25 protein-coding genes are annotated in these 23712 nt (G+C 64.4%); 20 read left to right on the top strand and 5 right to left on the bottom strand.

The features are described 5' to 3' along the window. The first annotated feature begins 139 nt into the window (after positions 1 to 139). A complete protein-coding gene (locus PJE01S_RS17795; protein WP_068834986.1) occupies positions 140 to 934 on the top strand; it encodes a MetQ/NlpA family ABC transporter substrate-binding protein in 795 nt (264 codons plus the stop codon). A 133-nt stretch (positions 935 to 1067) separates the two neighbouring features. Here PJE01S_RS17795 and PJE01S_RS17790 read toward each other — a convergent pair whose 3' ends face one another. Beyond that, positions 1068 to 1778, bottom strand: coding sequence for a FadR/GntR family transcriptional regulator (locus tag PJE01S_RS17790; RefSeq protein ID WP_068834985.1), 711 nt, complete (start codon positions 1776 to 1778; stop codon positions 1068 to 1070). 317 nt (positions 1779 to 2095) lie between these two features. Here PJE01S_RS17790 and PJE01S_RS17785 point away from each other — a divergent pair, with 317 nt between their 5' ends. From PJE01S_RS17785 to PJE01S_RS17740, 10 genes are all read left to right on the top strand, one after another. After that, positions 2096 to 2779, top strand: a complete 684-nt coding sequence (locus PJE01S_RS17785) for an amino acid ABC transporter permease (RefSeq protein WP_068834984.1) — start codon at positions 2096 to 2098, stop codon at positions 2777 to 2779. A gap of 13 nt (positions 2780 to 2792) precedes the next feature. Continuing rightward, on the top strand, positions 2793 to 3443 hold the full coding sequence (locus PJE01S_RS17780; RefSeq protein WP_068834983.1) for an amino acid ABC transporter permease: 651 nt from the start codon (positions 2793 to 2795) through the stop codon (positions 3441 to 3443). Then, complete coding sequence (locus tag PJE01S_RS17775; protein ID WP_068834982.1) at positions 3427 to 4155, top strand: amino acid ABC transporter ATP-binding protein; 729 nt, start codon at positions 3427 to 3429, stop codon at positions 4153 to 4155. Before PJE01S_RS17780 ends, PJE01S_RS17775 begins: the two co-directional genes overlap by 17 nt. 55 nt (positions 4156 to 4210) lie before the next feature. Further along, positions 4211 to 4981, top strand: a complete 771-nt coding sequence (locus PJE01S_RS17770) for a transporter substrate-binding domain-containing protein (protein WP_068834981.1) — start codon at positions 4211 to 4213, stop codon at positions 4979 to 4981. A gap of 62 nt (positions 4982 to 5043) precedes the next feature. Next, positions 5044 to 6054, top strand: coding sequence for a zinc-binding alcohol dehydrogenase family protein (locus PJE01S_RS17765; RefSeq protein WP_068834980.1), 1011 nt, complete (start codon positions 5044 to 5046; stop codon positions 6052 to 6054). Positions 6055 to 6059: 5 nt separating this feature from the next. Next, positions 6060 to 7205: a mannitol dehydrogenase family protein gene (locus tag PJE01S_RS17760; protein ID WP_068835028.1), complete on the top strand. Its 1146-nt coding sequence runs from the start codon at positions 6060 to 6062 to the stop codon at positions 7203 to 7205. A gap of 37 nt (positions 7206 to 7242) precedes the next feature. Continuing rightward, complete coding sequence (locus PJE01S_RS17755; RefSeq protein ID WP_068834979.1) at positions 7243 to 8778, top strand: UxaA family hydrolase; 1536 nt, start codon at positions 7243 to 7245, stop codon at positions 8776 to 8778. Between the two features lie 2 nt (positions 8779 to 8780). Next, a complete protein-coding gene (locus PJE01S_RS17750; RefSeq protein ID WP_068834978.1) occupies positions 8781 to 9785 on the top strand; it encodes a sugar kinase in 1005 nt (334 codons plus the stop codon). A gap of 85 nt (positions 9786 to 9870) precedes the next feature. After that, positions 9871 to 10089: a SlyX family protein gene (locus PJE01S_RS17745; protein ID WP_068834977.1), complete on the top strand. Its 219-nt coding sequence runs from the start codon at positions 9871 to 9873 to the stop codon at positions 10087 to 10089. Between the two features lie 294 nt (positions 10090 to 10383). Further along, positions 10384 to 10935, top strand: a complete 552-nt coding sequence (locus tag PJE01S_RS17740; RefSeq protein ID WP_068834976.1) for an NADPH-dependent FMN reductase — start codon at positions 10384 to 10386, stop codon at positions 10933 to 10935. A 98-nt stretch (positions 10936 to 11033) separates the two neighbouring features. On the opposite strand, the gene PJE01S_RS17735 is transcribed toward PJE01S_RS17740, so the two are convergent. Beyond that, positions 11034 to 11684 (bottom strand): FMN-dependent NADH-azoreductase, encoded by a 651-nt coding sequence (locus PJE01S_RS17735; protein ID WP_068834975.1) that lies wholly within the window; start codon positions 11682 to 11684, stop codon positions 11034 to 11036. Between the two features lie 158 nt (positions 11685 to 11842). Here PJE01S_RS17735 and PJE01S_RS17730 point away from each other — a divergent pair, with 158 nt between their 5' ends. The 7 genes from PJE01S_RS17730 to PJE01S_RS17700 all read left to right on the top strand — a co-directional run bounded on the left by PJE01S_RS17730 (position 11843) and on the right by PJE01S_RS17700 (position 18597). Next, the gene (locus PJE01S_RS17730; RefSeq protein WP_068834974.1) at positions 11843 to 12760 is read left to right on the top strand and encodes a LysR substrate-binding domain-containing protein; all 918 of its coding nucleotides are present in this window, start codon (positions 11843 to 11845) and stop codon (positions 12758 to 12760) included. Between the two features lie 315 nt (positions 12761 to 13075). Beyond that, positions 13076 to 13726, top strand: a complete 651-nt coding sequence (locus PJE01S_RS17725) for a peroxiredoxin (RefSeq protein ID WP_068834973.1) — start codon at positions 13076 to 13078, stop codon at positions 13724 to 13726. A gap of 170 nt (positions 13727 to 13896) precedes the next feature. Further along, on the top strand, positions 13897 to 14499 hold the full coding sequence (locus PJE01S_RS17720; protein ID WP_068834972.1) for an RBBP9/YdeN family alpha/beta hydrolase: 603 nt from the start codon (positions 13897 to 13899) through the stop codon (positions 14497 to 14499). After that, complete coding sequence (locus PJE01S_RS17715; protein ID WP_068834971.1) at positions 14496 to 15488, top strand: sulfate ABC transporter substrate-binding protein; 993 nt, start codon at positions 14496 to 14498, stop codon at positions 15486 to 15488. The genes PJE01S_RS17720 and PJE01S_RS17715 overlap by 4 nt, the downstream gene beginning before the upstream one ends. Positions 15489 to 15491: 3 nt before the next feature. Next, a complete protein-coding gene (gene cysT, locus PJE01S_RS17710) occupies positions 15492 to 16385 on the top strand; it encodes a sulfate ABC transporter permease subunit CysT (RefSeq protein WP_068834970.1) in 894 nt (297 codons plus the stop codon). Further along, complete coding sequence (gene cysW / locus PJE01S_RS17705; RefSeq protein ID WP_245660834.1) at positions 16382 to 17428, top strand: sulfate ABC transporter permease subunit CysW; 1047 nt, start codon at positions 16382 to 16384, stop codon at positions 17426 to 17428. The genes cysT and cysW overlap by 4 nt, the downstream gene beginning before the upstream one ends. An 80-nt stretch (positions 17429 to 17508) precedes the next feature. Beyond that, entirely contained in the window at positions 17509 to 18597 is a 1089-nt protein-coding gene (locus PJE01S_RS17700) for a sulfate/molybdate ABC transporter ATP-binding protein (protein ID WP_068834969.1), read from the top strand. Between the two features lie 57 nt (positions 18598 to 18654). Here PJE01S_RS17700 and PJE01S_RS17695 read toward each other — a convergent pair whose 3' ends face one another. The 3 genes from PJE01S_RS17695 to PJE01S_RS17685 form a co-directional block, all read right to left on the bottom strand. Next, positions 18655 to 19071 carry a DUF1801 domain-containing protein gene (locus PJE01S_RS17695; RefSeq protein ID WP_068834968.1) on the bottom strand — a complete coding sequence of 139 codons (417 nt, stop codon included), beginning with the start codon at positions 19069 to 19071 and terminating at the stop codon, positions 18655 to 18657. Between the two features lie 183 nt (positions 19072 to 19254). Then, positions 19255 to 19884, bottom strand: coding sequence for a response regulator (locus PJE01S_RS17690; RefSeq protein ID WP_068834967.1), 630 nt, complete (start codon positions 19882 to 19884; stop codon positions 19255 to 19257). A 5-nt stretch (positions 19885 to 19889) separates the two neighbouring features. Next, on the bottom strand, positions 19890 to 21266 hold the full coding sequence (locus PJE01S_RS17685; RefSeq protein WP_218017530.1) for a cache domain-containing protein: 1377 nt from the start codon (positions 21264 to 21266) through the stop codon (positions 19890 to 19892). Positions 21267 to 21411: 145 nt separating this feature from the next. Between PJE01S_RS17685 and PJE01S_RS17680 the strand changes: the two genes are divergently transcribed. Together PJE01S_RS17680 and PJE01S_RS17675 are read left to right on the top strand one after the other, a co-directional pair. Then, positions 21412 to 23481, top strand: a complete 2070-nt coding sequence (locus PJE01S_RS17680; protein ID WP_068834966.1) for a carbon starvation CstA family protein — start codon at positions 21412 to 21414, stop codon at positions 23479 to 23481. A 7-nt stretch (positions 23482 to 23488) separates the two neighbouring features. Continuing rightward, positions 23489 to 23701 (top strand): YbdD/YjiX family protein, encoded by a 213-nt coding sequence (locus PJE01S_RS17675; protein WP_068834965.1) that lies wholly within the window; start codon positions 23489 to 23491, stop codon positions 23699 to 23701. The last annotated feature ends 11 nt before the right edge of the window (positions 23702 to 23712 follow it).

Here is a 23712-nt window from a genome sequence, read left to right as displayed (position 1 = left end):
ACCATCAAGCGCCGGGAGCCGATTTGATCCTGAGTCCGGCCCCTGAGGCGGCCGAAACTGAACAACGTGGCGCTGGCGCCGAATTCTTGAACCCGAGATCCATTCCGGATCGATTATTTTTTTGTAAAGGAAGCATCCCATGAACAAACGCAATGCCCTCAAAAGCGCCATCGCACTGGCCATCGCCGTGCAAGCGGGCCTCGTACTGGCCCAGGACAAGCCCATCAAGGTCGGTGTGACGGGCGGCCCGCACGCGCAGATTTTCGAGCAAGTGAAGAAAGTCGCCGCCAGGGACGGCCTGCAGATCCAGGTGATCGAGTTCAGTGATTACGTGCAGCCCAACGCCGCCCTGGCGGCCGGTGACCTGGACGCCAACGCCTACCAGCACAAGCCTTACCTCGATGCCCAGATCAAGGATCGCGGCTACAAGCTCACCTCGGTGGGCTACACCGTCAACTTCCCCATGGGCCTGTATTCCAAGAAGGTCAAGAGCCTGAGCGAGCTCAAGGAAGGCGCGCGCTTTGGCTTGCCCAACGACCCCACCAACGGCGGCCGCGCGCTGCTGTTGTTGCAGGACAAGGGCCTGATCAAGCTGAAGGAGGGCGCTGGCCTGAAGGCCACGCCACTCGATGTGGTGCAAAACCCCAAGAAGCTGAAGTTTGTGGAACTGGACGCAGCCCAGTTGCCGCGCTCACTCGACGACCTTGACGCCTCGGCGGTCAACACCAACTTCGCCATTTCCGCTGGCCTGAATCCTGTCAAGGATGCCATCGCCCTGGAGAATCCGAAGGGACCCTACGTCAACCTGATCGCCGTGCGCGAAGCCGACAAGGACAAGCCTTGGGTGGCCAAGCTGGTCAAGGCCTACCATTCCGAAGAAATCCGCAAGTTCATCCAGACCGAGTTCAAGGGCTCGGTGCTGCCAGGCTTCTAAGCGGCGGCGTGCGGCTGGCCTGAAAAGGGCGGCCGCTCTACCCGCGCTGCACGGGGCCATTCAAGCCGGCAACGGCCGCGTGGTATTCATGGGCGCAGCCGGAACTCTGCGCAAGGCGCATCGGCTTGCCAGCTCAGGAAATCACCCAGCGGTCCGCGGCGGCCCGGATGTGGGCCCGCATCGCCGACTCGGCGGCCAGAGGGTCGCGTAGCGACAGACAGCGCAAGATCTGCTCGTGTTCGGCCAGCGCGGCGCCCCAAGTCGGTTGCGCCTCCAGACGATTGCGCATGTGGGAGGCCAGGGGGCTGCGCCGTTCGTCGAACAGGGTGCCGACCAGGCTTACCAGCACCGAGTTGCCGCTCATTTCGGCGATGCAAATGTGGAACTGCCGGTCATGGTCCAGAACGTCGCGCCCTTGGGCAATGTCCTCCCGCATCGCATCGATAGCCTCCTGAACCCGCGCCAGACCTTCACGGGTGACGTTGGCAGAGGCCAGGGACGCGACCGCGCCTTCGACCGCGCTGCGCGCCTGCATCAACTCGGCCGGACTCTCGCCCATCGCCACGGCCAGGCCGGGTCGCCGCAGCGCGCGGCTGCAGACATAGACGCCGGACCCCATGCGAATCTCGACGCTGCCTTCGATTTCCAGCGCAATCAATGCCTCGCGCAGCGAGGGACGCGATACGCCCAATTGATGCGCCAGATCCCGTTCCGGGGGCAGGCGGCTACCGGTGGGGTAGTCGCCGCGCTGGATCAGTGCACGGACCCGATCGGCAATTTGCTGGTAAAGACGACGCGTTTCGACCAGCCGGCTGGGGTCCATGTTTTCCGTGATTTCCGTCATGCAGAGCACCTTTCAAGAAAGCGGGTGTTCAGATCTCTGTTTATTTGGCCTGACCGCATTGGCCTGACCGTCATCATGAATCCGCTGATCGTTCAGACTCTACATTACAGCGATTCTTGCCAATATTGTCGGTATCACCTATAGAAATGGCCTTTTAAGAAAATAAAAGTCCGGCATGCTTCCAATGTCGTCGGGTTTATTAGGGTTTCTACGGTAAGGCCAATCTTTGAATTGTTGCAAAATTGGCCTTACCAAAAATATCGCAGGTAAGGGGCGCCGGTGCAGACCCAGGCCCCGCCCGCGAGCGGAGAACCCACTTGCACTATTCCCTTGATTTCAGCGCACCGCTGGCTTACTGGCCGGACTTGCTGGCTGGCGCCTGGACCACGCTGGCCCTGTCGCTGTCGGCCACGGTTTTCGGCTTTCTGCTGGGCGTTTTTTGCGCCCTCACGAAGACCGGGCGTTCGGTCTGGCTGGCCCGTGTCGCAAGCGGCTATGTCGAGCTGATTCGCAACACGCCACTGCTGGTTCAGATCTTTATCGTCTATTTCGGTGTTTCCTCCCTGGGCCTGCCGGTGGGCGCCTTCACGGCCGCCACCATCGCGCTGGTCATCAACGTGGGCGCCTACACCAGCGAGATCGTGCGCGCCGGCATCGACTCCATTCCGCGCGGCCAGCTGGAGGCGGCCGAGTGCATCGCGCTGTCGCGCTGGCAGACCTTGCGCCATGTGGTTTTGCCGCCGGCCATAGAGCGCGTTTACCCGGCCCTCACCAGCCAGTACGTGCTGCTGATGCTGGCTTCTTCCATCTGCTCGCAGATTTCGGCCGAGGAGCTGACCGCCGTCGCCAACCGCATCCAGTCGGACACCTTCCGCTCGGTCGAAACCTATCTGATCGTGGCCGTGGCCTACCTGCTGATGTCCCTGGTGATGCGCGCCGTTTTCTGGCTGGTTGCGCAGCTCGCCTTCCCCCGGCGGCGGCGCCTGGGTACACCTCTGTAAGGGAAAGCATACGATGGGATTCCTGAATCTTGCGCATTTGAAGTTTTTGTTCGACGGCCTGCTCTGGACCGTGGGGCTGTCCGTGCTGGCCTTCGTGGGCGGCGGCCTGCTGGGCTTTGTCGTCGCGCTGGCACGTCTTTACGGTTCGCGTGCCACGCGCACGCTGATGTCGCTCTACATCAAGTTGATCCAGGGCCTGCCGCTGCTGGTGCTGCTGCCGCTGGCCTACTTCGGCCTGCCGTCCATCGGGATCGATGTGCAGCCCCTCACGGCGGCGGCTCTGGCGCTTTCCATTTATGTCTCGGCCTACCTGGGTGAAATCTGGCGCGGCTGCATCGAATCGGTGCCGCGTACCCAGTTTGAGGCCGCGGAGTGCCTGGCCCTGAAATGGCATCAGCAGATGCTGCATGTGATCCTGCCGCAGGCGGTGAAGATCGCGACGCCGCCCACCGTGGGCTTCATGGTGCAAATCGTCAAGAACACCTCGCTGGCTTCGGCCATCGGCTTTGTCGAGCTGGCACGCGCGGGCCAGATCATCAACAACTCGACCTTCGAGCCCTTTGTCATTTTCGTCATCGTCGCCGCGCTTTATTTCGCGTTGTGTTATCCGCTGTCCGTGCTGAGCCGCCGCCTTGAGAGGAGTTTTAATGTTGCCAATCGTTGAAGTCGAGAACGTTTTCAAGAGCTTTGGTTCGACCCGGGTGCTGGAGGATGTGTCCTTCTCTGTCAGCAAGGGTTCGGTGGTCGCCATCATTGGCCGCAGCGGATCGGGCAAGAGCACCGCGCTGCGCTGCATTGACCGGCTGGAAATCGTGGACAGCGGCCGCATCCGCGTGGCCGAGCATGAGGTGACCTCGTCCGGTCTGGATCTGCACCAGCTGCGCCGCGATGTCGGCATCGTGTTCCAGAGCTACAACCTGTTCCCGCACCTGACGGTCGAGGAAAACATCATGCTGGCGCCGCGCCTGGTGCAAAAGACCCGCCGTAGCGCGGCCCGCGAGAGCGCCATGCAGGTGCTCACGCAAGTCGGCCTGGCCGACAAGGCGACCTGCTACCCGTCGCAGCTCTCGGGCGGCCAGCAGCAGCGCGTGGCCATTGCACGCTCGCTGGCCATGGCGCCGCAGCTCATGCTTTTTGACGAGGTGACCTCGGCGCTGGATCCCCAGCTGACCGGCGAGGTCTTGCGCGTCATGGAAGGCCTGGCTACGGACGGCATGACCATGATTCTGGTGACGCACGAGATGGCGTTTGCGCGCAAGGTCGCCGACGAGATCATCTTCATGCACCAGGGCCGGGTCTGGGAGCGCGGCCCCGCCGAGATCCTGGACGCGCCAGCCACCGCCGAATTGCGCGACTTCATTGGCAATGGCCTCTAAAGCCGCGCGGCAATTTCCCACCCCAAGCACTTTTATTTCAACTGGAGACTTATCGATGAAACAGACTTCCCTTTTCCTGCGCGGTGTTCTGGCTTCGGCCGTCCTGTTTGCTTTTGCCAGCGGCGCCGCCCACGCGGACTTGCTCAAGGACATCCGTGAAGCCAAGAAGATCCGTATCGCCGTGGACACCGGCTCGCCGCCTTATGGTTTTGTCAACGACGCGCTCAAGCCCGTCGGCTCCGACGTCGAAACCGCCCAGCTGCTGGCCCAGGATCTGGGGGTGGCGCTGGAAATGGTGCAAACCACCAGCCCCAACCGCATTCCCTTTCTGCAGACCGGCAAGGCCGACATCGTCGTGGCTTCGCTGTCGGTGACGCCGGAGCGCGAGAAGGTCATTGATTTCTCCACGCCCTATGCCCAGATTCTGGCCGTGGTCGCCGGTCCCAAGGCCGCGGCCATCAAGAACTTCGACGACCTCAACGGCAAGCGCGTTGCCACCACCCGCGGCTCCAACAACGACCGCGTCGCCACGCAGGGCGCCAAGGGCGCGCAAATGGTCCGCTATGACGATGACGCCACCTTGGTGACCGCCGCCGTGAGCGGCCAGGCCGACATCGTCGCCACCTCGCCCGCCATCGTGAACGCGGTGCTCGCCAAGTCGCCGCAAAAAGACCTGGTCACCAAGTTCGTCATGCAGACCGTGCCGCTGGGCATTGGCGTGCGCAAGAACGAGCCCGAGTTCAAGACCTGGCTCAATGACTGGGTCACCAAGAACACCCAGAACGGCAAGCTGACCGCCATCTACAAGAAGTACCACGGCGGCTGATGCCTGGCCCTGTACGCCCGTTTTTCACCGCCTCCTTTTTTTGAAATCCTGCGAGAACCGACATGCTGACTGTGATCTGTGACACCCCTGGAACCCTGCGCGCGGAACAGCGCGAGCGCCCCGCGCGCGGCGACGGCGAAGTGCTGCTGCGCGTGCGGCGTGTCGGCGTCTGCGGCACCGACCTGCATATCTACACCGGCAACCAGCCGTTTCTGCAGTACCCGCGTGTCATGGGTCACGAGCTGTCGGGCGTGATCGAGGAGGCGGTGCCGGGGGGGCGTCTGGCGGCCGGCGATGAGGTCTATGTGATGCCTTATCTGTCCTGCGGAAAATGCGTGGCATGCCGACAGGGCAAGACCAATTGCTGCGTCAACATCCAGGTGCTGGGCGTGCACCGCGATGGCGCTTTCACCGAATACCTGTCGCTGCCCGAAGAGTTCGTGCACAAGGCCGAAGGCGTGACGCTGGACCAGGCCGCAATGATCGAATTCCTGGCCATTGGTGCGCATGCCGTGCGTCGCGGCGACGTGCAAGCCGGCCAGCGCGTGCTGGTGGTCGGTGCCGGGCCGATAGGAATGGCGGCCATGGTGTTTGCCCGGCTGCGCGGTGCGGTGGTGACGGCGCTGGACTCGCGCCGGGACCGGCTTGATTTTTGCCAGCGCGAACTGGGCGTTGCCGGCGCGGTCGCGCTGGGCACCGATGACGAAGCGCAACTCAGCGCCGCCACCGGCGGCGAGTTTTTTGACCTGGTCTTCGATGCCACGGGCAATGCCAAGGCCATCGAGCGCGGCTTCCAGTTTGTGGCCCACGGCGGCAAATACGTGCTGATCTCGGTGGTGCGCGACACCATTACCTTTTCCGACCCCGAATTTCACAAGCGCGAGACCACCCTGCTGGGCAGCCGCAATGCGACGGCCGAAGACTTTGAGACCGTGCTCGCCGCGATGCGCGCCGGCAAGGTTCCCACCACGGCGCTGAACACCCACAGGCTCAAGCTCGCCGATGTGCCGGCCGACTTCGTGCAGTTGCTCAATCCCGGCGCGGGCGTGGTCAAGGCCATCGTCGAGGTTTGAGCACCATGTCCCAGCCCATACTCCAGTTTGGCACCAGCCGTTTTCTGCAGGCTCATGTCGACCTGTTTGTCTCCGAGGCGCTGGCCCATGAGGGCGGCGCCGGTGCGGCCCTGGGCGGCATCACCGTGGTGCAGAGCACGAGCAGCCCCGACAGTACGGCCCGCGTCGCGGCGCTGGCCGGGGGCGCCGGCTACCCGGTGCGCATACGCGGGCTGGCGGCCGGCGAACGCATGGACCGGACCGTGCAATGCACGGCGGTGCGCGAGGCGCTGCAGGCCGGCACGCACTGGCCGCAACTGCGCCAGGCCGTCGCGCAGGATGTGCAGGTCATTGTCTCCAACACCGCCGACCGTGGTTACCAGCTCGACGAGGCCGATGAGGCCGAAGGCGCTGCGCTGCTGGCGCCTGGCCACGCGGCGCCGGCCAGTTTCCCGGCCAAGCTGCTGGTGTTGCTGCATGGCCGCTGGCAGCAGCGCCCCGACGCGCCGCTGACCCTGCTGCCCTGCGAACTGATAGAGCGCAATGGCGATGTGCTGCGTGACCTGGTCATTTCGCTGGCGCGGCGCTGGGGCCTTGCCGAGGCCTTCGCGCACTGGCTGCAAGCGCATTGCGTCTGGGCCAATTCACTGGTCGACCGCATCGTTTCGGAAGCGCTGCAGCCCGTGGGCGCGGTCGCCGAGCCCTATGCGCTGTGGGCCATAGAGCGCCAGGCCGGGCTGCTGCTGCCGTGCAGCCATCCGGCCATCGTGCTGACCGACGATCTGGCCCACCATGAACGCCTCAAGCTGTTTTTGCTGAATGCCGGCCACACCTACCTGGCCGAACGCTGGCAAGCGCTGGGCCGGCCGGCCGGGCAGACCGTGCGCGAGGCCATGGCCGATGCGGTGCAGCGCGCCGAACTGGAAGCCCTGTGGGCCGAGGAGATCGTGCCGGTCTTCGAGTCGCTGGGCCAGCGCGCCGACGCCGAGTTGTACCTGGTGCAGCTGCGCGAGCGATTTGAAAACCCCTTCCTGAACCATCGCATCGCCGACATCGCGCAAAACCATGCGCAGAAAAAGCAGCGCCGCCTGGGCCCCGTGCTGGCCCTTGCGCAGGAGCGCGGGCTTGAGCTTGCACAGCCTCGCCTGCGGGCCGCGCTGACGGCCGCCTGAGCCCGGCCGGAGTTTTTCATTTATTCATTCTTTTGCCATGACTTCTTCCTTGCCAACGCCGTCCGCCATCCAACTGTCCGCCGATGACAACGTCGCGGTGGCGCGTCAAACCCTCGAGGCCGGCACGCAAATAACGGTGGGCGCGGTCTCCCTGGGTATCCAGCAAACGATTCCCTCGGGCCACAAGCTGGCGCTGCAGGCCATCGCCGCGGGCTCCGTCGTGCGCAAGTACGGCCAGCCCATAGGCGTGGCCAGCACCGACATCGCGGCAGGGGACCATGTTCATGTGCATAACGTTGGCATGGTCTCGTCGGGGGGTGACTTGGCGGTCGGCGCGGCCTTTCGGCCCCAGCCTGCGCCGGATGCGTCGCTGAGTTTTCAGGGCTTTGTGCGCCCGGACGGGCGTGTGGCCACACGCAACTACCTGGGGGTGATCTCCAGCGTGAACTGCTCGGCGACCGTTTGCCGCCATATCGCTGATGCCTTCCGCGGCGATGCGCTGGCCGAGTTTCCCAACGTGGACGGCGTGGTGGCGATTACCCACGGCAGCGGCTGCGGCATGGGCGGCAATGGCGAAGGGCTGGAGCTGCTGCAGCGCACCCTGCGCGGCTATGCCGACCATCCCAACTTTGCCGGCGTGCTGATCATCGGCCTGGGCTGCGAGGTCAACCAGATCGCGCCGCTGGTCGAAACCCTGCGCGCCCGCGAACCGGGGCTGTTCGCCACGCTGACCATCCAGGAGCAGGGCGGCACGCGCGAAACCATAGAGCAGGGCAAGACCTTGCTGCAGGGCATGCTGGCAAGCGCCAACCAGGCGCGGCGCGTTCCGGTGCCCTTGCGCCACCTGGTCGTGGGCCTGCAGTGCGGCGGCTCGGACGGCTACTCCGGCATCAGCGCCAACCCGGCGCTGGGCGCGGCGGTGGATTTGCTGGTGCGCCACGGCGGCACCGCCATCCTGTCGGAAACGCCGGAGATCTACGGGGCCGAGCATTTGCTGACCCACCGCGCCGTGTCGCCCGCCGTGGCCGACAAGCTGATGCAGCGCCTGCAATGGTGGGAGCGCTATGCCGCGCTGCACGGCGGCGACCTGAACAACAACCCATCACCGGGCAACAAGGCGGGCGGCATCACCACCATCCTGGAAAAGTCGCTGGGTGCCGTGGCCAAGGCCGGCAGCAGCGGCCTGATGGACGTGCTCGAGTACGCCGAGCCGGTGCGCGCGCAAGGCCTGGTGTTCATGGACACGCCGGGCTACGACCCGGTGTCGGCCACGGGCCAGGTCGCTGGCGGCGCCAACCTGATCTGCTTCACCACCGGGCGCGGTTCCACCTATGGCTGCAAACCCACACCGTCCCTGAAGCTTGCCACCAACACGCCGATGTTCCAGCGCATGCAGCTGGACATGGACTTCGACTGCGGCGGCATCGTGGACGGTAGCAGCAGCATTGCCGAGGCCGGCGAAGCGCTGTTTCATTTGATGATTGCGACGGCCTCCGGCGCCGCCAGCAAAAGCGAGCAGAACGGCCTGGGCGACAACGAGTTCCTGCCCTGGCAGCTTGGGGCGGTGATGTGAGCATGAAGCCCTTTACCTCTACCTTTATCCCAGCCTTCGACGTGCTCACCGTGGGTGAGCCCATGGCCCTGTTTGCCGCCACGCGGCCCGGCGCGCTGTCCACAGTGGCCGACTACCACCGCGTCACGGCGGGGGCCGAACTCAATGTGGCGACCGGACTGGCCCGGCTGGACCTGCGCGTGGGCTACATCAGCCGTGTCGGCAAGGATTCATTCGGGCAGTTTCTTCTTGACGAGATGGCACGCGAGGGCATTGACTGCCGCCATGTGGCGATGGACGAGCTGCACCCCACCGGCTTCATGCTGAAGACCCGCAGCGCGGACGGCAGCGATCCGCAGGTCGAGTATTTCAGGCGCGGCTCCGCCGCCAGCCATCTGGGCCTGGCGGATTTGCCCAGCGCGGAGGCGGGCGGCGGCTTTCCAGCCCGTCACCTGCACCTCACCGGCATCACGCCGGCCCTGTCGGCGGCCACCCGCGAACTGGTCTTCACGCTGGCCAGGCAGGCCCGCGCGGCCGGCGCCTCCATCTCCTTCGATCCCAATCTGCGGCCGCGCCTGTGGCCCTCCCAGTCCGAGATGGTCGAGTGCCTGAACGCCCTCGCCGCCGAGACCGCCGGCACCGTGCTGCCTGGCCTGGCCGAAGGGCGGTTGCTGACGGGGCGCGACAGTGCCGAAGGCATCGCCGACTTTTACCTTGCCCTGGGGGCGCAGCAGGTGGTCGTCAAGCTTGGCCCGCAGGGCGCTTACTTCGCCGACCGTGCGGGCCGTCATGGCACCGTGGCGGCAGCCGCCGTGGCCCAGGTGGTCGATACCGTGGGGGCGGGAGATGGTTTCGCGGCGGGGGTGATTAGCGCTCTGCTCGAGGGCTTGCCCTTGGCCGCTGCCGTGGCCAGGGGCAACGCCATAGGCGCGCGGGTGGTCCAGTTTCCCGGCGATTCCGACGGCCTGCCCACGCGCCGGCAACTGTCCCTTCTTGTCGGCGATGGCATCCCCGCCTTTGAGGGATAACGGAACAATCGACTTGCTTCAGTCCTGAATCGTGTGCTGCCCCAGCGCCAGGCCTGCTCCTTGTTCAATCGTGTCCAATAGGGACATGGAACATTTGAACGATACCGAACAGCGCCTGACCGATCTGGAAATCAAGGCCAGCTTCACCGAAGACCTGGTGGACCAGCTCAACCAGGTGATCATCCGCCAGCAGCAGCAAATCGACAGGCTGGTTCGTGAGGTCGGTCAGCTTAGGCAGCAGATTCCGGACGCGGGGACTGGCGCGCTGGCCAGGCCAGGCGACGACTTGCCGCCGCATTATTGACCGGGCCAAATGGCTTTGCAGAACCCAGGATCTAGAAGGAAAAATGGCCGTAGCCCGCATGTATCGGGCGCAAGAAGCTATCAAAAAAGGAGCGACAGACAGGTCGAGCTGGCCCCGGCTGTCGGGCCCGGTGTTAGTGGCTGAGCACCCGTTGCGCCTACCAGGCCCTGTATGCGGGTGTTTTTTGTGCGCTGGTAAAAGTTTGGCACGGTTTCAAGGGGCTCTGCATAATGGGCGCTCCGTTTCCTTCATCAATTCCCTGATCGTTTTTTTGATCACCTTCTGGAGAATTTCATGGCCCGATACAACATCGCTGTCGTCGTTGGCAGTCTTCGCAAGGATTCCTTCAACAAAAAGCTCGGCAAAGCACTTGAAAAGCTGTTTCCGGCCGAATTCAGCTTTACCCATGTGCGTATTGACGACTTGCCGCTGTACAACCAGGACGATGACGGCAACCCTTCCGAGCAGGTGAAGCGCCTCAAGGGCGAGATCGCGGCGGCGCAGGGTTTGTTGTTTATCACGCCCGAATACAACCGCTCGCTTCCCGGCGTGCTGAAAAATGCCATTGACCATGCTTCTCGCCCCTACGGCCAGAACGCATGGGCGGGCAAGCCCGCGGGGGTGATCGGCATCTCCGTCGGCGCCATTGGCACGGCACTGGCCCAGCAGCACCTGCGCAACATACTGGCTTACCTCGATGTGCCGGCACTGGGCCAGCCAGAGGCTTTTATTCAGGCCAAAGAGGGGGTTTTCAATCCGGACGGCAGCGCTGGGGATGGCATCAAGAAGTTTTTGCAGGGCTGGGTGGACCAGTACGTGAACTGGGTGAAAACGCACGTGGGTTAATGGGAGCCCATTGGCAGGCTCGCTCGATCACGCAAAAAAAGCCCGCGGTTGCGGGCTTTTTTTATGGGCGCAGGCTGTGAAGCCTGCTGCTCCTTCTCTCAGGCTGCCAGGGCAGCTTGAGGCTGGTTGGCAGCGGTCTGGGTCTGGGCCGTGATTTCAACTTCGGCGGCTGCCAGGGCTGCGGTTTTGGCGGCTTCGCCCATGGCCAGGCCTTCGGCGCGCACAAAGCGCACGTCGGTGATGCCGAAGAAACCGAAGACGGTCTTCAGGTAGCTTTCCTGGTGTTCCATGGCATTGCCGGCATCGCTGGTCGAGTAGACACCGCCGCGGGTGGAAGCCACGATGACGGTCTTGCCGCCGGCCAGGCCCACGGGGCCTTTTTCGGTGTATTTGAAGGTGCGGCCGACCTGTGCCACGCGGTCAATCCAGGCTTTCAGCTGACTGGGGATGGCGAAGTTGTACAGCGGTGCGCCGACCACGATCACGTCAGAAGCCATGAACTGGGACACCAGGGCTTCGGAAATGGCGTTTTCGCGCTTTTGCTCTTCGCTGAGTTCTGCGCCGGCCGGTGCACGAAAACCCAGGGACTCCGCCGAGAGGTGGCTGGGGGTGTCGGCGGCCAGGTCCAGGTAGCTGATTTCGGTGTCGGGTTTGGCGGCGCGCCATGAGGCGACGATCTGGGCCGTGAGCTGGCGCGAAACCGAGTTGCCGCCAAGAATGCTGGAGTCGATGTGAAGAAGCTTGTTCATGTGAGTTCCTTAAGTTGTGAATCAGGTTGTTTGGCCGTGTTCACCATGAATCGCAGCCATGGGATAGATTGTGCGGGTGAGTCGATTGATTGATAAGTCCGTAAAATCGCGATAGATTGTTCTATGAGTGAGACAGTTGCCATGATTTTGGAGGCTCCGTGCAAGACTTGAACGACATGCTGTACTTCGCCGAGGTGGTGGAGCGGGGCGGTTTTGCCGCCGCCGGGCGCTCGCTGGGCCTGCCCAAATCGCGCCTGTCGCGCCGTGTCGCCGAGCTGGAAGAGCGGCTGGGGGTGCGGCTGCTGCAGCGCACCACGCGCAAGCTGTCGCTGACGGAGGTCGGTGAGATTTACCTGCGCCACTGCAGCGCCATGCGCGATGAAGCCCTGGCCGCTGCGGAAGCGGTGGCGCAGATGCAGGTGGAGCCACGCGGCACGCTGCGCATCACCTGCCCGGTGACCCTGGCGCAAAGCACGCTGGGTTACCTGATTCCCCGCTACATGGCGCTCTATCCCCATGTCAAGGTCGACATGCGGGTGACCAACCGGGTGGTGGACCTGGTGGAAGAGGGCATAGACATCGCGCTGCGGGTGCGGCCCACGCTGGACGACAGCGGCAGTCTGGTGGTCAAAAACCTCGGTTCTGGCGGCAGCCACCTGCTGGCCAGCCCGGCGCTGCTGGCCCGCCAGGGCCGGCCTGAAAAGCTTGAAGACCTGGCGCGGCTGGACACCGTGGCCATGTCATGGGTGGATGGCCGTTCGTCCTGGTCCCTGGTCGGGCCCGGCGGCCAGGAATTTTTGTTGCAGCACCAGCCACGCTATGTGGCCGACGACCTGCAGACGCTGAAGCTGGCGATGTTGGCCGGCACAGGCATGGGCTTCTTGCCCGACTCGCTCAGCGCCGCCGAGCAGCAGGCCCAGCTGCTGGTGCCCGTGCTGCCCGGCTGGGCGCCCAAGCCGGGCGTGGCCCACGCCGTGTTTCCCTCGCGCCGCGGGCAGGTGCCGGCGGTGCGCAGCTTTCTGGACTTTCTGGGCAAGCACATGCGGGGCGAGCAACTGGTCGATCACGCATCCTGAGTCCCGGCATTGCGCTGAGTCCTGGCATTGCAAATACCTTGGGGGCTTGTTTGAGCAGCCCAAGGTGCCGTATTTTTATGAAAATATGCCTCAAGCCCTTGAAGGATAAGCGCAGGAAGCTATCAAAAACAGAGCGATGCCTGGGCCCGCTCTGGCGTGATGGCCGGCACAAGCAAGGGGCGGAGCGACATCCTGCCCAGGCCCTTTTACCCCGCATATTCAATTAGCGCCATAAATTAAGAGCGATATATTCTTTTGAGTTTTAACGCCGGCTCCCCACAATGCATGGCTCCAAACAACTCAAAGGAACACAGCATGGCGACTCTCAGACTCGGCGACATTGCCCCCGACTTCACCCAGTACTCCACCGCAGGCAAGATTTCCTTTCACCAGTGGGCAGGTGACTCCTGGGTCGTGCTGTTTTCCCACCCCGCTGATTTCACGCCGGTTTGCACCACCGAGCTGGGCAAAACCGCGGCGCTGGGCGGCGAGTTTGCCAAGCGCCATGTCAAGCCCATTGCCATCAGCGTGGACCCGCTGGAGTCGCACGGCAAGTGGGTCAATGACATCAACGAAACGCAAAACACCACGGTGAATTTCCCCATCCTGGCCGATGCCGACCGCAAGGTGGCCGACCTGTACGACATGATTCACCCGAACGCCTTGAGCACCGGCGCCACGGCCACGGTGCGCAGCGTCTTCATCATCGACCCGAACAAGGTCATCCGCACCACCTTTACCTACCCCGCCAGCACCGGCCGCAACTTCGACGAGATCCTGCGCGTGATCGACTCGCTGCAGCTGACCGACGGCTACAAGGTGGCGACGCCCGTGAACTGGAAAGACGGCGACGACGTGATCATCGTGCCCAGCCTGCAGGACCCGGCCGAACTCGCCCAGCGCTTTCCCAAGGGTTTCAAGGCCGTCAAGCCTTACCTGCGCATCACGCCCCAGCCGAACAAGTAAATGGCCCCCACGCTTTTCGCTTCGCGTAATGCGCTGCCCCCCGAGGGGGCCGCTGCGCCTGCGGCCCGGCAAAGCCGGTTCCGCGGCCCCGGCTTGCAAACGGCACTGCCGTTGGTCGCAATGGAGCATGGCGTGGCTCACTTGCTTGAAACTCGCTGAGGACCACCATTTTGCGCTTCATCATTGTTCCCGGCTGGCGCGACTCCGGCCCCGGCCACTGGCAAAGCCTGTGGACCGAGCGCCTGAGCGGCGCCGTGCGCGTGCAGCAAGACGACTGGATCACCCCCAGCCGCAAGGCCTGGGTGTCCACCATCGCCCGCACCATCCTGCAGCAAGGCGAACCGGTGGTGGTGGTGGCGCACAGCCTGGGCTGCATTGCCACCACGCATTTGCCGCCTGAGGCGGCCGCGCGGATTCAGGGCGCCCTGCTGGTGGCCCCGGCCGACCCGGAACGCCGCGCCGTGCTGAGCGACTTCGCGCCCGTGCCTTACCAGAAGCTGCCTTACCGCAACGTGCTGGTGGCCAGCAGCAACGACCCTTTCTGCCCGGTGCGCCTGGCGGGCGCCTATGCCCGCGCCTGGGGCAGCGAGTTCGTGCGCATGCAGGACGCCGGCCACATCAACATCGAGTCGGGCCATGGCGAATGGCCGCTGGGCCTGGCCCTGCTGCAGTCCCTGGCCGGCGATGTTCCACTGAGGGCCGCTGGCCCCGACGCTGCATCGTCTTCAACCTCCGTTTTTTCCTCACCTTTTGGATCCCTGGAAATCGCATGACCTCAAAACTCAAACTCGCGCTGGCAAGCCTGGCTCTGGCCGCAGGCGGTATCGCTTCGGCACAAACCCTGCTCAACGGCTCGTACGACGTGGCGCGCGAGTTTTACAAAGACTACAACGCCGCCTTCATCGCCCATTACAAGAAGACCACCGGCAAGGACATCAAGATCGACCAGTCGCATGCGGGCTCCAGCGCCGTCGCGCGCTCCGTGGCCGACGGCCTGGACGCCGACGTGGTGACCATGAACACCTCCACCGATGTGGAGTTCCTCGCCCGCGCCGGCGTGGTCGCCAAGGACTGGGCCAAGCGCTTCCCCGACAATGCCTCGCCCACCACCTCCACCATGCTGTTCCTGGTGCGCAACGGCAACCCCAAGCACATCAAGGACTGGGATGACCTGACCAAGCCCGGCATCCAGGTGGTGGTGGTCAACCCCAAGACCGGCGGCAACGGCCGCTACGCCTACCTGGCCGCCTGGGGCTATGCCAAGAAGAAGGGCGCCAGCGACGCGCAGGCCGCCGAGTTCGTCGGCAAGCTCTACAAAAACGTGCCGGTGCTGGGCAAGGGCGGCCGCGACGCGACCACCGTCTTCCTGCAGCGCAACATCGGCGACGTGCTGATCACCTTCGAGTCGGAAGTGCTGTCGGTGAACAAGGAGTTTGGCGAGGGCAAGGTCGATGCGGTCTACCCCTCCATCAGCATCCTGGCTGAAAACCCGGTCGCCGTGGTCGAACGCACCGTGGCCAAGAAGGGCACGGCCGACCTGGCCAAGGCCTACCTGAACTACCTCTACTCGGACGAAGGCCAGGAAATTGCCGCCCGCCATGCGCTGCGCCCGCGTTCGCAGGCGGTGCTGAAAAAATACGCCGCCACCTTCAAGCCGCTGCAGCTGTTCACGGTGCAGGAGCTGTTTGGCAGCCTCGATGAAGCGCAAAAAATCCACTTCAATGACGGCGGCCAGTTCGACAAGCTCTACACCGTCAAGTAAGCCATGAGCGCCTTATCTTCTACCCAGCCACCCACCGCGGTGGCGGCGGGAGCGCGCGGCGGTGGCAAGCGATCGGCCAAACGCGTGCTGCCGGGTTTCAGGCTCACGCTGGGCTACACGGTCCTGTACCTGAGCCTGATCGTGCTGATTCCGCTGTCGGCGCTGTTCTTCAAGACCTTCACGCTCAGCTGGGAGCAGTTTGTGACGGCTGTCACGTCGCCCCGCGTGCTGGCCTCTTACCGCCTCACTTTCGGCGCCTCCCTGTTTGCGGCCGTGGTGAATCTGGTGTTTGGCCTGCTGCTGGCCTGGGTGCTGGTGCGCTACAGGTTTCCGGGTAAGAAAATCGTCGATGCGCTGGTGGACCTGCCGTTTGCGCTGCCGACCGCCGTGGCCGGCATTTCGCTCACGGCCTTGCTGGCCGGCAACGGCTGGATAGGCCAGTATCTGGAGCCCATGGGCATCAAGCTGGCCTTCACGCCGGCCGGCGTGGTGATTGCGCTGATCTTCATCGGCCTGCCATTCGTGGTGCGCACGGTGCAGCCGGTGCTGGAAGACGCGGAAAAAGAACTTGAAGAAGCAGCCACTTCGCTGGGCGCCACGCGCCTGCAGATTTTCACCAGGGTGATCCTGCCGGCCATCACGCCTGCCTTGCTGACCGGCTTTGCCATGGCCTTTGCACGCGCCATCGGTGAATACGGCTCGGTGATTTTCATTGCCGGCAACATGCCCATGATTTCTGAAATCACGCCGCTCATCATCATCGGCAAGCTGGAGCAGTACGACTACGCCGGCGCCACCGCCGTGGCTGTGGTGATGCTGGTGCTGTCCTTCATCCTGCTGCTGGTCATCAATGCGCTGCAAGCCTGGCAGCGCCGCAACGCGGGAGCACCAGCATGAACGATAAACAGGCCCCCACGCTTGTGGCTACGCCGCTCTTCGAGAACGCTACGCGTGCCTCCGGCGTTGCGCTGCCCCTTGCCGACGAAAAAGGGGCTGTGCTTGCTCGGGGCGGCCCTTCGCGGCGCACTCCTTCACAGCCCGTTCGCCGCGTCACGGCCGGAACGACGGAAGCACCGTGGGTGCGCTACACGCTGATCACAGTGGCTCTTGTATTCGTGTTCTTGTTTCTCGTGCTGCCGCTGGCCGCCGTGTTCACCGAAGCCTTGCGCAAGGGCTTTGGCGCTTACATCGCCGCGCTGCAGGAGCCCGACGCCTGGTCGGCGATCAAGCTCACGCTGATTGCGGCGCTGATTGCCGTGCCGCTCAACCTGGTGTTTGGCGTGGCCGCGGCCTGGGCCATTGCCAAGTACGAGTTTCGCGGCAAGTCGTTTTTGACCACGCTGGTGGACCTGCCGTTCTCCGTCTCGCCCGTGGTGGCCGGCCTGATTTATGTGCTGCTGTTCGGCGCGCAGGGCTGGCTGGGCCCGTGGCTGCAGGCGCATGACATCAAGATCATTTTTGCCGTGCCCGGCATTGTGTTGGCCACCGTGTTTGTGACCTTTCCCTTCATCGCTCGCGAACTGATTCCGCTGATGCAGGCGCAGGGCAATGACGAAGAGCAGGCCGCGATTGTGCTGGGCGCCAGCGGCTGGCAGACCTTCTGGCATGTCACGCTGCCCAACATCAAGTGGGGCCTGATCTACGGCGTGATCCTGTGCAATGCGCGGGCCATGGGCGAGTTTGGCGCGGTGTCTGTGGTCTCCGGCCACATCCGCGGGCAGACCAACACCTTGCCGCTGCATGTGGAAATTCTCTACAACGAATACCAGTCGGTGGCCGCGTTTGCCGTGGCCTCGCTGCTGGCCATCCTGGCATTGGTCACCCTGGCCATCAAGTCGGTGGCCGAATGGCGCCACGAAGCAGACATGAAAGCCGCGGCCGATTTGCCGCCCGAGCGGCCTTCTCTTATCCCCTCTCCCGCTGGGAGAGGGCGAGGGTGAGGGCGGACCCCGTCTCCTGAACGCAGACCCTCACCCCAACCCTCTCCCAAGGGGAGAGGGAGCAAGACGAAAGAAACACCATGAGCATCGAAATCCGCAACGTCAGCAAACATTTTGGCGACTTCCAGGCGCTGGGCGACGTGAGCCTGGACATTGAATCGGGTGAGCTGGTCGCCTTGCTCGGCCCCTCGGGCTGCGGCAAGACCACGCTGCTGCGCATCATTGCCGGCCTGGAAACGCCAGACCGCGGCAGCATCCTCTTCAGCGGCGAAGACACCACCGACGTGCATGTGCGCGAGCGCCAGGTCGGCTTCGTCTTCCAGCACTACGCGCTGTTTCGCCACATGACGGTGTTTGAAAATGTGGCTTTCGGCCTGCGCGTCAAACCGCGGGCCTCGCGCCCCAGCGAAGCGCAGATCAGGGAAAAAGTGCATTCGCTGCTGAGCCTGGTGCAGCTCGACTGGCTGGCCGACCGCTTTCCGTCGCAGCTCTCGGGCGGCCAGCGCCAGCGCATTGCGCTGGCTAGAGCCCTGGCGGTGGAGCCCAAGGTGCTGCTGCTCGACGAGCCCTTTGGCGCGCTGGATGCCAAGGTCCGCAAGGAACTGCGCCGCTGGCTGCGCCGCCTGCACGACGACCTGCATGTGACCAGCATTTTTGTCACGCACGACCAGGAAGAAGCGCTGGAAGTGGCCGACCGCGTGGTGCTGATGAACCAGGGCAAGGTCGAGCAGATCGGCTCGCCGCAACAGGTGTGGGACCATCCGGCCAGCCCGTTTGTCTATGGCTTTCTGGGCGATGTGAACCTGTTCCATGGCCGCGCCCACGAAGGCGAAGTGCATCTTGAAGGCCTGCGCATCGATTCCCCCGAGCACGCCGACGCGCAGGACGCCAAGGCCTTTGCCTATGTGCGTCCGCATGATCTGGAGGTGCAGCGTTATTCGCCCGGTGCCGAAGGCATAGTCGCGCACCTGGAGCGCGCCATCGTGATCGGCCCGATCGCGCGGCTGGAGCTGGTGCCGGCGGAAGGCTACGAGCAGAAGGGCAATGCGTCGGGCGACTCCATCATCGAAGCTCAAATGCCTTCGCAGCAGTTCAAGGAGATGGGTTTGCGCGAAGGCGACATGCTGGTGGTGACGCCGCGCAAGGCCAGGGTGTTTGTGGAGGGTTGACGCCTGAATTAGTCCGCGTCACCACGAGCTACGCCCCTAAGGCGCCGCACATGTAGCCTACTTCGCTCGCCTTGGCCTTGCCTTTCCGGCGGGTGTATTGAGGGCGACCGCGGCACGGATGAGCGCCTGGAATGCGCTCGAGTCGACCTCTTCCCCCTCATGGATGTCGATCGCGCGCCTTGCGTTCCCGTCGAGGCTCGCGTTGAAGAGCTTGGCCGGGTCCTTCAACGAAGCCCCCTTGGCGAAGGTCAGCTTCACTTTTTCCTTGTAAGACTCGCCGGTGCAGATGATCCCGTCGTGAGACCAGACGGGAGTGCCCATCCACTTCCACTCCTCCACGATGTCCGGGTCTGCCTCTTTGATGAGCTTGCGCATCCTGCTCAAGGTCTGCCCGCGCCAGTCCCCGAGCTCCGCGATTCTTTTGTCAATCAGCTCAGATGCCGACTGGCCCTCGGTCGAATCCGACTTTTTCATGTTCTCCTCTTTTCTTGCAGGCTTTTGTTTTCGGATTAGCTTGGCGCCAAAAAACTTGGCATCATTGGTAACACCTGTCGCAGGTGTTCCGGAGATGCCTGGCCGGGCGCATATCCCGGCCAGCGGCGCAAGTGGCACCTACGATTATCCAGCAGCCTGCCCGCTAAAGCAGCACCTGACCCGCTACTTCCGTCCGCAGTTCTCCATGGCAAATCGCAACAGCGCCGCACTGCTCTCCAGCCCAAAGCGCTGCCGGATATTCGCCCGGTGCGCATCCACCGTGCGCGAGTCGATGTCCAATGCGCGGGCAATCGCCTTGCTGGTCAGCCCCTGGGCCACCAGCGCCAGCACCTCGGTTTCGCGGACGGTCAGCGCGGGCTGCTGCTGGCGCCGGTCCAGCGCGCGCTTTAACCCGGCGGGGAAGTGGGTGGCGCCGCCCATCACGGCTTCGATGGCCTTGACCAGTTCGCCGGCTTCGGACTCCTTGACCACAAAGCCTTGCGCGCCGGCATCGAAGGCCTGCAGCATGTGCTCGTCCTGCGTGGAGGCGGTGAACACCACGTAGCGGATGGCGGGCTGGCGCTGGCTCAGCTGCTCAATCAACTGGATGCCGCTGGTGGGCTGCATCTGCAGGTCGGTCAGCACGATGTCGGGCTGGGTCTGCTCGGCCTGCACCAGGGCTTCTTCGGCGCTGCCGGCCTGGGCCACGACCTGCATGGGCGGGCCGTAGGCGTCGAGCAGGACGCTCAGGCTGTTCCGCACGATGGGGTGGTCGTCAACGATCAGCAGGCGAATGGAGGCAGGGGTGGGCATGGTATTCAGGCTTTCAGCACGGCGCCAGGCATGTGGGCGCGGAGCAGGGTGGCGCCGGGGGCGGAAGCCAGGCTGAAGCTGCCACCCAGCATCTCGATGCGCTCGCGCATATTCGTCAGGCCCAGGCCGGAGCGGGCCTGGCGCAGCGTGGCCGGCACGTCGAGGCCGGCGCCGTCGTCGCGCAGCTGCAGCGCCAGCCCGCTATCGCCGTAGGACAGCTGCAGTTGCACATGCTGCGCGCCGGCGTGCTTTTCGATATTGCCCAGGGCTTCCTGCGCCACCCGGAACACGGCGGTGGCCACGGCTTCGGGGATGGGCGGCAGGCTGGCAACCTGGGTTTCGACCTGGATGCCGCTGCGCTCGCCAAACTCGCGGGCGATCTGCGCCAGCGCGCTGGCCAGGCCCACGTCGTCCAGCAGGGTGGGACGCAGGTCGTGCGAGATGCGGCGCACGTCGCGCACCAGGCCTTGCAGCATGGCTACGCCCTGGCGCAGCGTGGGGGCCGCATCGGCGTTGCCGCGCTCCAGCTGCAGCAGGGCCGACTCGGCGACAAATTTCACCGACAACAACTGCTGGCTGATGCCGTCGTGCAGCTCGCGGGCCACGCGCGAGCGCTCGTCTTCCTGCGAATGCACCACTTTTTGCGCCATGGCGCGCAGCTTGGTGTCGGCGGCGCGCTGCTCGTACAGGTTCAGCGCCAGGCCACCGCCAGCCACCAGCAGCAGCGCGGCCGAGGCGATGAGCAGAATCTGCTGGCGCGTCTGCTGCACGGCCTGGGCGGTGGAGCGGGTGATCAGCGCCTGGGTTTCCTGCAGGTGGTCGAGGTACAGGCCGGTGCCCATGACCCAGCCCCATTCGGGCACCAGCTCCACGTAGCCGAGCTTGCGCTCATCACGCCCGGTGGAGGGGCGGTTCCACATGTAGTCGACAAAACCGCCACCGGCCTGGGCCTGGCGTACCAGTTGCTGGATGATGGGCGCGCCCGCGCTGTCGCGCAACTCCCACTGGCTGTGGCCTTCAAGGTCGGGCAGGCGCGGGTGCATCAGGCTGTTGCCTTGCAGGTCGTAGACGAAGAAGTAGTTGTCGTTGCCAAAGTCCATGCGGCGCAGCAGTTCCAGCGCCTGTTGCCGGGCCTGTGGATCGTGGCCAGTCTGCTCGTACAGCCGGGCCACGGCGCGGCGCCCGATCTGCACAAAGTGCTGCAGCTCGTCCTTGCGCGCCTGCAGCAGGATGGGCTGCATGGCGGCGATCTGCGCCTGCGCCAGCCGGTCGGATTGCTGGCGCACCACCCAGACCACGGCGGCGATCGCCAGCAGCAGCGGCACGGCCGCCAGCAGCAGCACCATCGCCCGTAAATGCAATCTGAAACCTTGTTCGCCCATCGGGCGATTTTGCCCCATGGCCGCTACGGGAAAACCATTACGTAATGACACGGCGGCCGCCCCGCAAGCACACAGATGCGGCGCCGTGCGGTGCGCTGCACACTGCCGGTTCCCCCCTCCATTCCACCCAAAAAGCAAAGAGACAATGGACACCTTCACCAAAAACCCCCTGGCCCGCACGGCCCTGTGGGCGCTGATCGCCCTCGGCGGCGCTGGCGCCCTGGCCACCATCGCATTGCACCGCGGCGAAACCGTCAACGCCCTGTGGGTGGTGGTGGCGGCGCTGGCGGTCTACCTGATCGCCTACCGCTTCTACAGCCAGTTCATCGCCAGGCATGTGCTGTCGCTGGACGCGAAGCGCGCCACGCCAGCGATGCGCCACAACGACGGGCTGGACTATGTGCCGACCAACAAGTTTGTGCTGTTCGGCCACCACTTTGCGGCGATTGCCGGTGCCGGTCCATTGGTCGGTCCGGTGCTGGCCGCGCAGATGGGCTACCTGCCGGGCATGCTGTGGATACTGGCCGGCGTGGTGTTTGCCGGGGCGGTGCAGGACTTCATCGTGCTGTTCATTTCCACCCGGCGCGACGGCCGCTCGCTGGGCGACCTGATCAAGTCCGAACTCGGGCCGATACCCGGCGTGATCGCCTTGTTCGGCACCTTCATGATCATGGTCATCATCCTGGCGGTGCTGGCGCTGATCGTGGTCAAGGCGCTGGCCGACAGCCCCTGGGGCACGTTCACCGTGGCGGCCACCATTCCGCTGGCGCTGTTTATGGGCGTCTACACCCGCTACATCCGCCCGGGGCGCATCGGCGAGGTGTCGGTGATCGGCGTGGTGTTCCTCATCCTCTCCATCGTCATGGGCGGCCAGGTGGCGCAGAGCGCCGAGTGGGCGCCGCTGTTCACCTTTGACGGCAAGCAGCTGACCTGGATGCTGATCGGCTACGGCTTCATCGCCTCCGTACTGCCGGTGTGGCTGCTGCTGGCGCCGCGCGACTACCTGTCGACCTTCCTGAAGATCGGCGCCATCGTGGCGCTGGCCATCGGTATCGTGCTGGTGGCGCCGGACCTGAAGATGCCCTCCACCACGCGCTTCATCGACGGCAGCGGCCCGGTGTGGGCCGGCGGCCTGTTTCCCTTCCTGTTCATCACCATCGCCTGCGGCGCGGTGTCGGGCTTCCATGCGCTGATCTCCTCCGGCACCACGCCGAAGCTGATCGAGAACGAGAGCCACGCCCGCTTCATCGGCTACGGCGCGATGCTGATGGAATCCTTCGTCGCCATCATGGCGCTGGTGGCCGCGTCCATCATCGAGCCCGGCGTGTACTTCGCCATGAACAGTCCGCTGGCCGTGCTTGGCCCGACGGCCGAAAGCGCCGCGCAGGTCATCTCGCAATGGGGCTTTGTGGTGACTCCCGACATGCTGCTGCAGACCGCCAAGGACGTGGGCGAGCACACCATCATCGCCCGCGCCGGTGGCGCGCCCACGCTGGCCGTGGGCATGGCGCAAATCTTCTCGCAGATGCTGGGCGGCAAGGCCATGATGGGCTTCTGGTACCACTTCGCCATCCTGTTCGAGGCCTTGTTCATCCTGACCGCGGTGGACGCCGGCACCCGCGCCGGCCGCTTCATGCTGCAGGATTTGCTGGGCACCTTCGTGCCGGCGCTCAAGCGCACCGATTCATGGATCAGCAACGGCCTGGCCACCGGCCTGTGCGTGGCGGCCTGGGGCTACTTCCTGTACCAGGGCGTGGTCGATCCGCTGGGCGGCATCAACACGCTGTGGCCGCTGTTCGGCATCTCCAACCAGATGCTGGCCAGCGTGGCGCTGGTCCTGGGCACCGTGGTGCTGTTCAAGATGAAGCGCGAGCGCTTCGCCTGGGTGACGCTGTTGCCCACCGCCTGGTTGCTGGCCTGCACCATGACGGCCGGCTGGCAGAAGGTGTTCCACGAGAACCCGAAGATCGGCTTCCTGGCCCACGCCCACAAATACCAGGCTGCCCTGGACAAGGGTGAGCTGCTGGCGCCCGCCAAGGCCCTGGGCCAGATGCAGCGCATCGTCTTCAACGACTACCTGGATGCCGGCCTGTGCGTGTTCTTCATGTTTGTGGTGCTCAGCGTGCTGGTGTTCGGCATCCGCGCCTGCCTGGTGGCCCGGCGCAGCCACAAGCCGACGGTACAGGAGGCCGGCGGCCCCTTGCTTACCGCCTGAGGCCGCTATGCTGAAAGAAATAGCCAGCCTCGGCCAATCTGTCGGCAGCTACCTGGGCCAGACCGCCCGGCTGATGGTCGGCGTGCCCAACTACGGCACCTATGTGGCGCACCAGCGCCGCGAGCACCCGGACCAGCCGGTGATGAGCTACGAGGCCTTCTTCCGCGAACGCCAGGAAGCGCGCTACGGCGACAAGGGACGGGTGGGGCGCTGCTGTTGAGGGGGAGTCCA

The sequence above is a fragment of the Polaromonas jejuensis NBRC 106434 genome, from assembly GCF_001598235.1.
Taxonomy (GTDB): domain Bacteria; phylum Pseudomonadota; class Gammaproteobacteria; order Burkholderiales; family Burkholderiaceae_C; genus Polaromonas; species Polaromonas jejuensis.
The sequence above is the reverse complement of the archived record's forward strand: the minus strand, read 5'-3'. Positions and strand labels throughout refer to the sequence as shown.

Excerpts from the sequence above, each read along its gene's own strand:
- PJE01S_RS17765 (WP_068834980.1), top strand. The coding sequence starts at position 5,044 with ATGCTGACTGTGATCTGTGACACCCCTGGAACCCTGCGCGCGGAACAG.
- PJE01S_RS17795 (WP_068834986.1), top strand. The coding sequence starts at position 140 with ATGAACAAACGCAATGCCCTCAAAAGCGCCATCGCACTGGCCATCGCC.
- PJE01S_RS17695 (WP_068834968.1), bottom strand. The coding sequence starts at position 19,071 with ATGAAAAAGTCGGATTCGACCGAGGGCCAGTCGGCATCTGAGCTGATT.
- PJE01S_RS17690 (WP_068834967.1), bottom strand. The coding sequence starts at position 19,884 with ATGCCCACCCCTGCCTCCATTCGCCTGCTGATCGTTGACGACCACCCC.
- PJE01S_RS17750 (WP_068834978.1), top strand. The coding sequence starts at position 8,781 with ATGAAGCCCTTTACCTCTACCTTTATCCCAGCCTTCGACGTGCTCACC.
- PJE01S_RS17700 (WP_068834969.1), top strand. The coding sequence starts at position 17,509 with ATGAGCATCGAAATCCGCAACGTCAGCAAACATTTTGGCGACTTCCAG.
- PJE01S_RS17740 (WP_068834976.1), top strand. The coding sequence starts at position 10,384 with ATGGCCCGATACAACATCGCTGTCGTCGTTGGCAGTCTTCGCAAGGAT.
- PJE01S_RS17760 (WP_068835028.1), top strand. The coding sequence starts at position 6,060 with ATGTCCCAGCCCATACTCCAGTTTGGCACCAGCCGTTTTCTGCAGGCT.
- cysT (WP_068834970.1), top strand. The coding sequence starts at position 15,492 with ATGAGCGCCTTATCTTCTACCCAGCCACCCACCGCGGTGGCGGCGGGA.
- PJE01S_RS17680 (WP_068834966.1), top strand. The coding sequence starts at position 21,412 with ATGGACACCTTCACCAAAAACCCCCTGGCCCGCACGGCCCTGTGGGCG.
- PJE01S_RS17675 (WP_068834965.1), top strand. The coding sequence starts at position 23,489 with ATGCTGAAAGAAATAGCCAGCCTCGGCCAATCTGTCGGCAGCTACCTG.
- PJE01S_RS17715 (WP_068834971.1), top strand. The coding sequence starts at position 14,496 with ATGACCTCAAAACTCAAACTCGCGCTGGCAAGCCTGGCTCTGGCCGCA.
- PJE01S_RS17735 (WP_068834975.1), bottom strand. The coding sequence starts at position 11,684 with ATGAACAAGCTTCTTCACATCGACTCCAGCATTCTTGGCGGCAACTCG.
- PJE01S_RS17755 (WP_068834979.1), top strand. The coding sequence starts at position 7,243 with ATGACTTCTTCCTTGCCAACGCCGTCCGCCATCCAACTGTCCGCCGAT.
- PJE01S_RS17725 (WP_068834973.1), top strand. The coding sequence starts at position 13,076 with ATGGCGACTCTCAGACTCGGCGACATTGCCCCCGACTTCACCCAGTAC.
- cysW (WP_245660834.1), top strand. The coding sequence starts at position 16,382 with ATGAACGATAAACAGGCCCCCACGCTTGTGGCTACGCCGCTCTTCGAG.
- PJE01S_RS17775 (WP_068834982.1), top strand. The coding sequence starts at position 3,427 with ATGTTGCCAATCGTTGAAGTCGAGAACGTTTTCAAGAGCTTTGGTTCG.
- PJE01S_RS17745 (WP_068834977.1), top strand. The coding sequence starts at position 9,871 with ATGGAACATTTGAACGATACCGAACAGCGCCTGACCGATCTGGAAATC.
- PJE01S_RS17780 (WP_068834983.1), top strand. The coding sequence starts at position 2,793 with ATGGGATTCCTGAATCTTGCGCATTTGAAGTTTTTGTTCGACGGCCTG.
- PJE01S_RS17790 (WP_068834985.1), bottom strand. The coding sequence starts at position 1,778 with ATGACGGAAATCACGGAAAACATGGACCCCAGCCGGCTGGTCGAAACG.
- PJE01S_RS17770 (WP_068834981.1), top strand. The coding sequence starts at position 4,211 with ATGAAACAGACTTCCCTTTTCCTGCGCGGTGTTCTGGCTTCGGCCGTC.
- PJE01S_RS17685 (WP_218017530.1), bottom strand. The coding sequence starts at position 21,266 with ATGGGCGAACAAGGTTTCAGATTGCATTTACGGGCGATGGTGCTGCTG.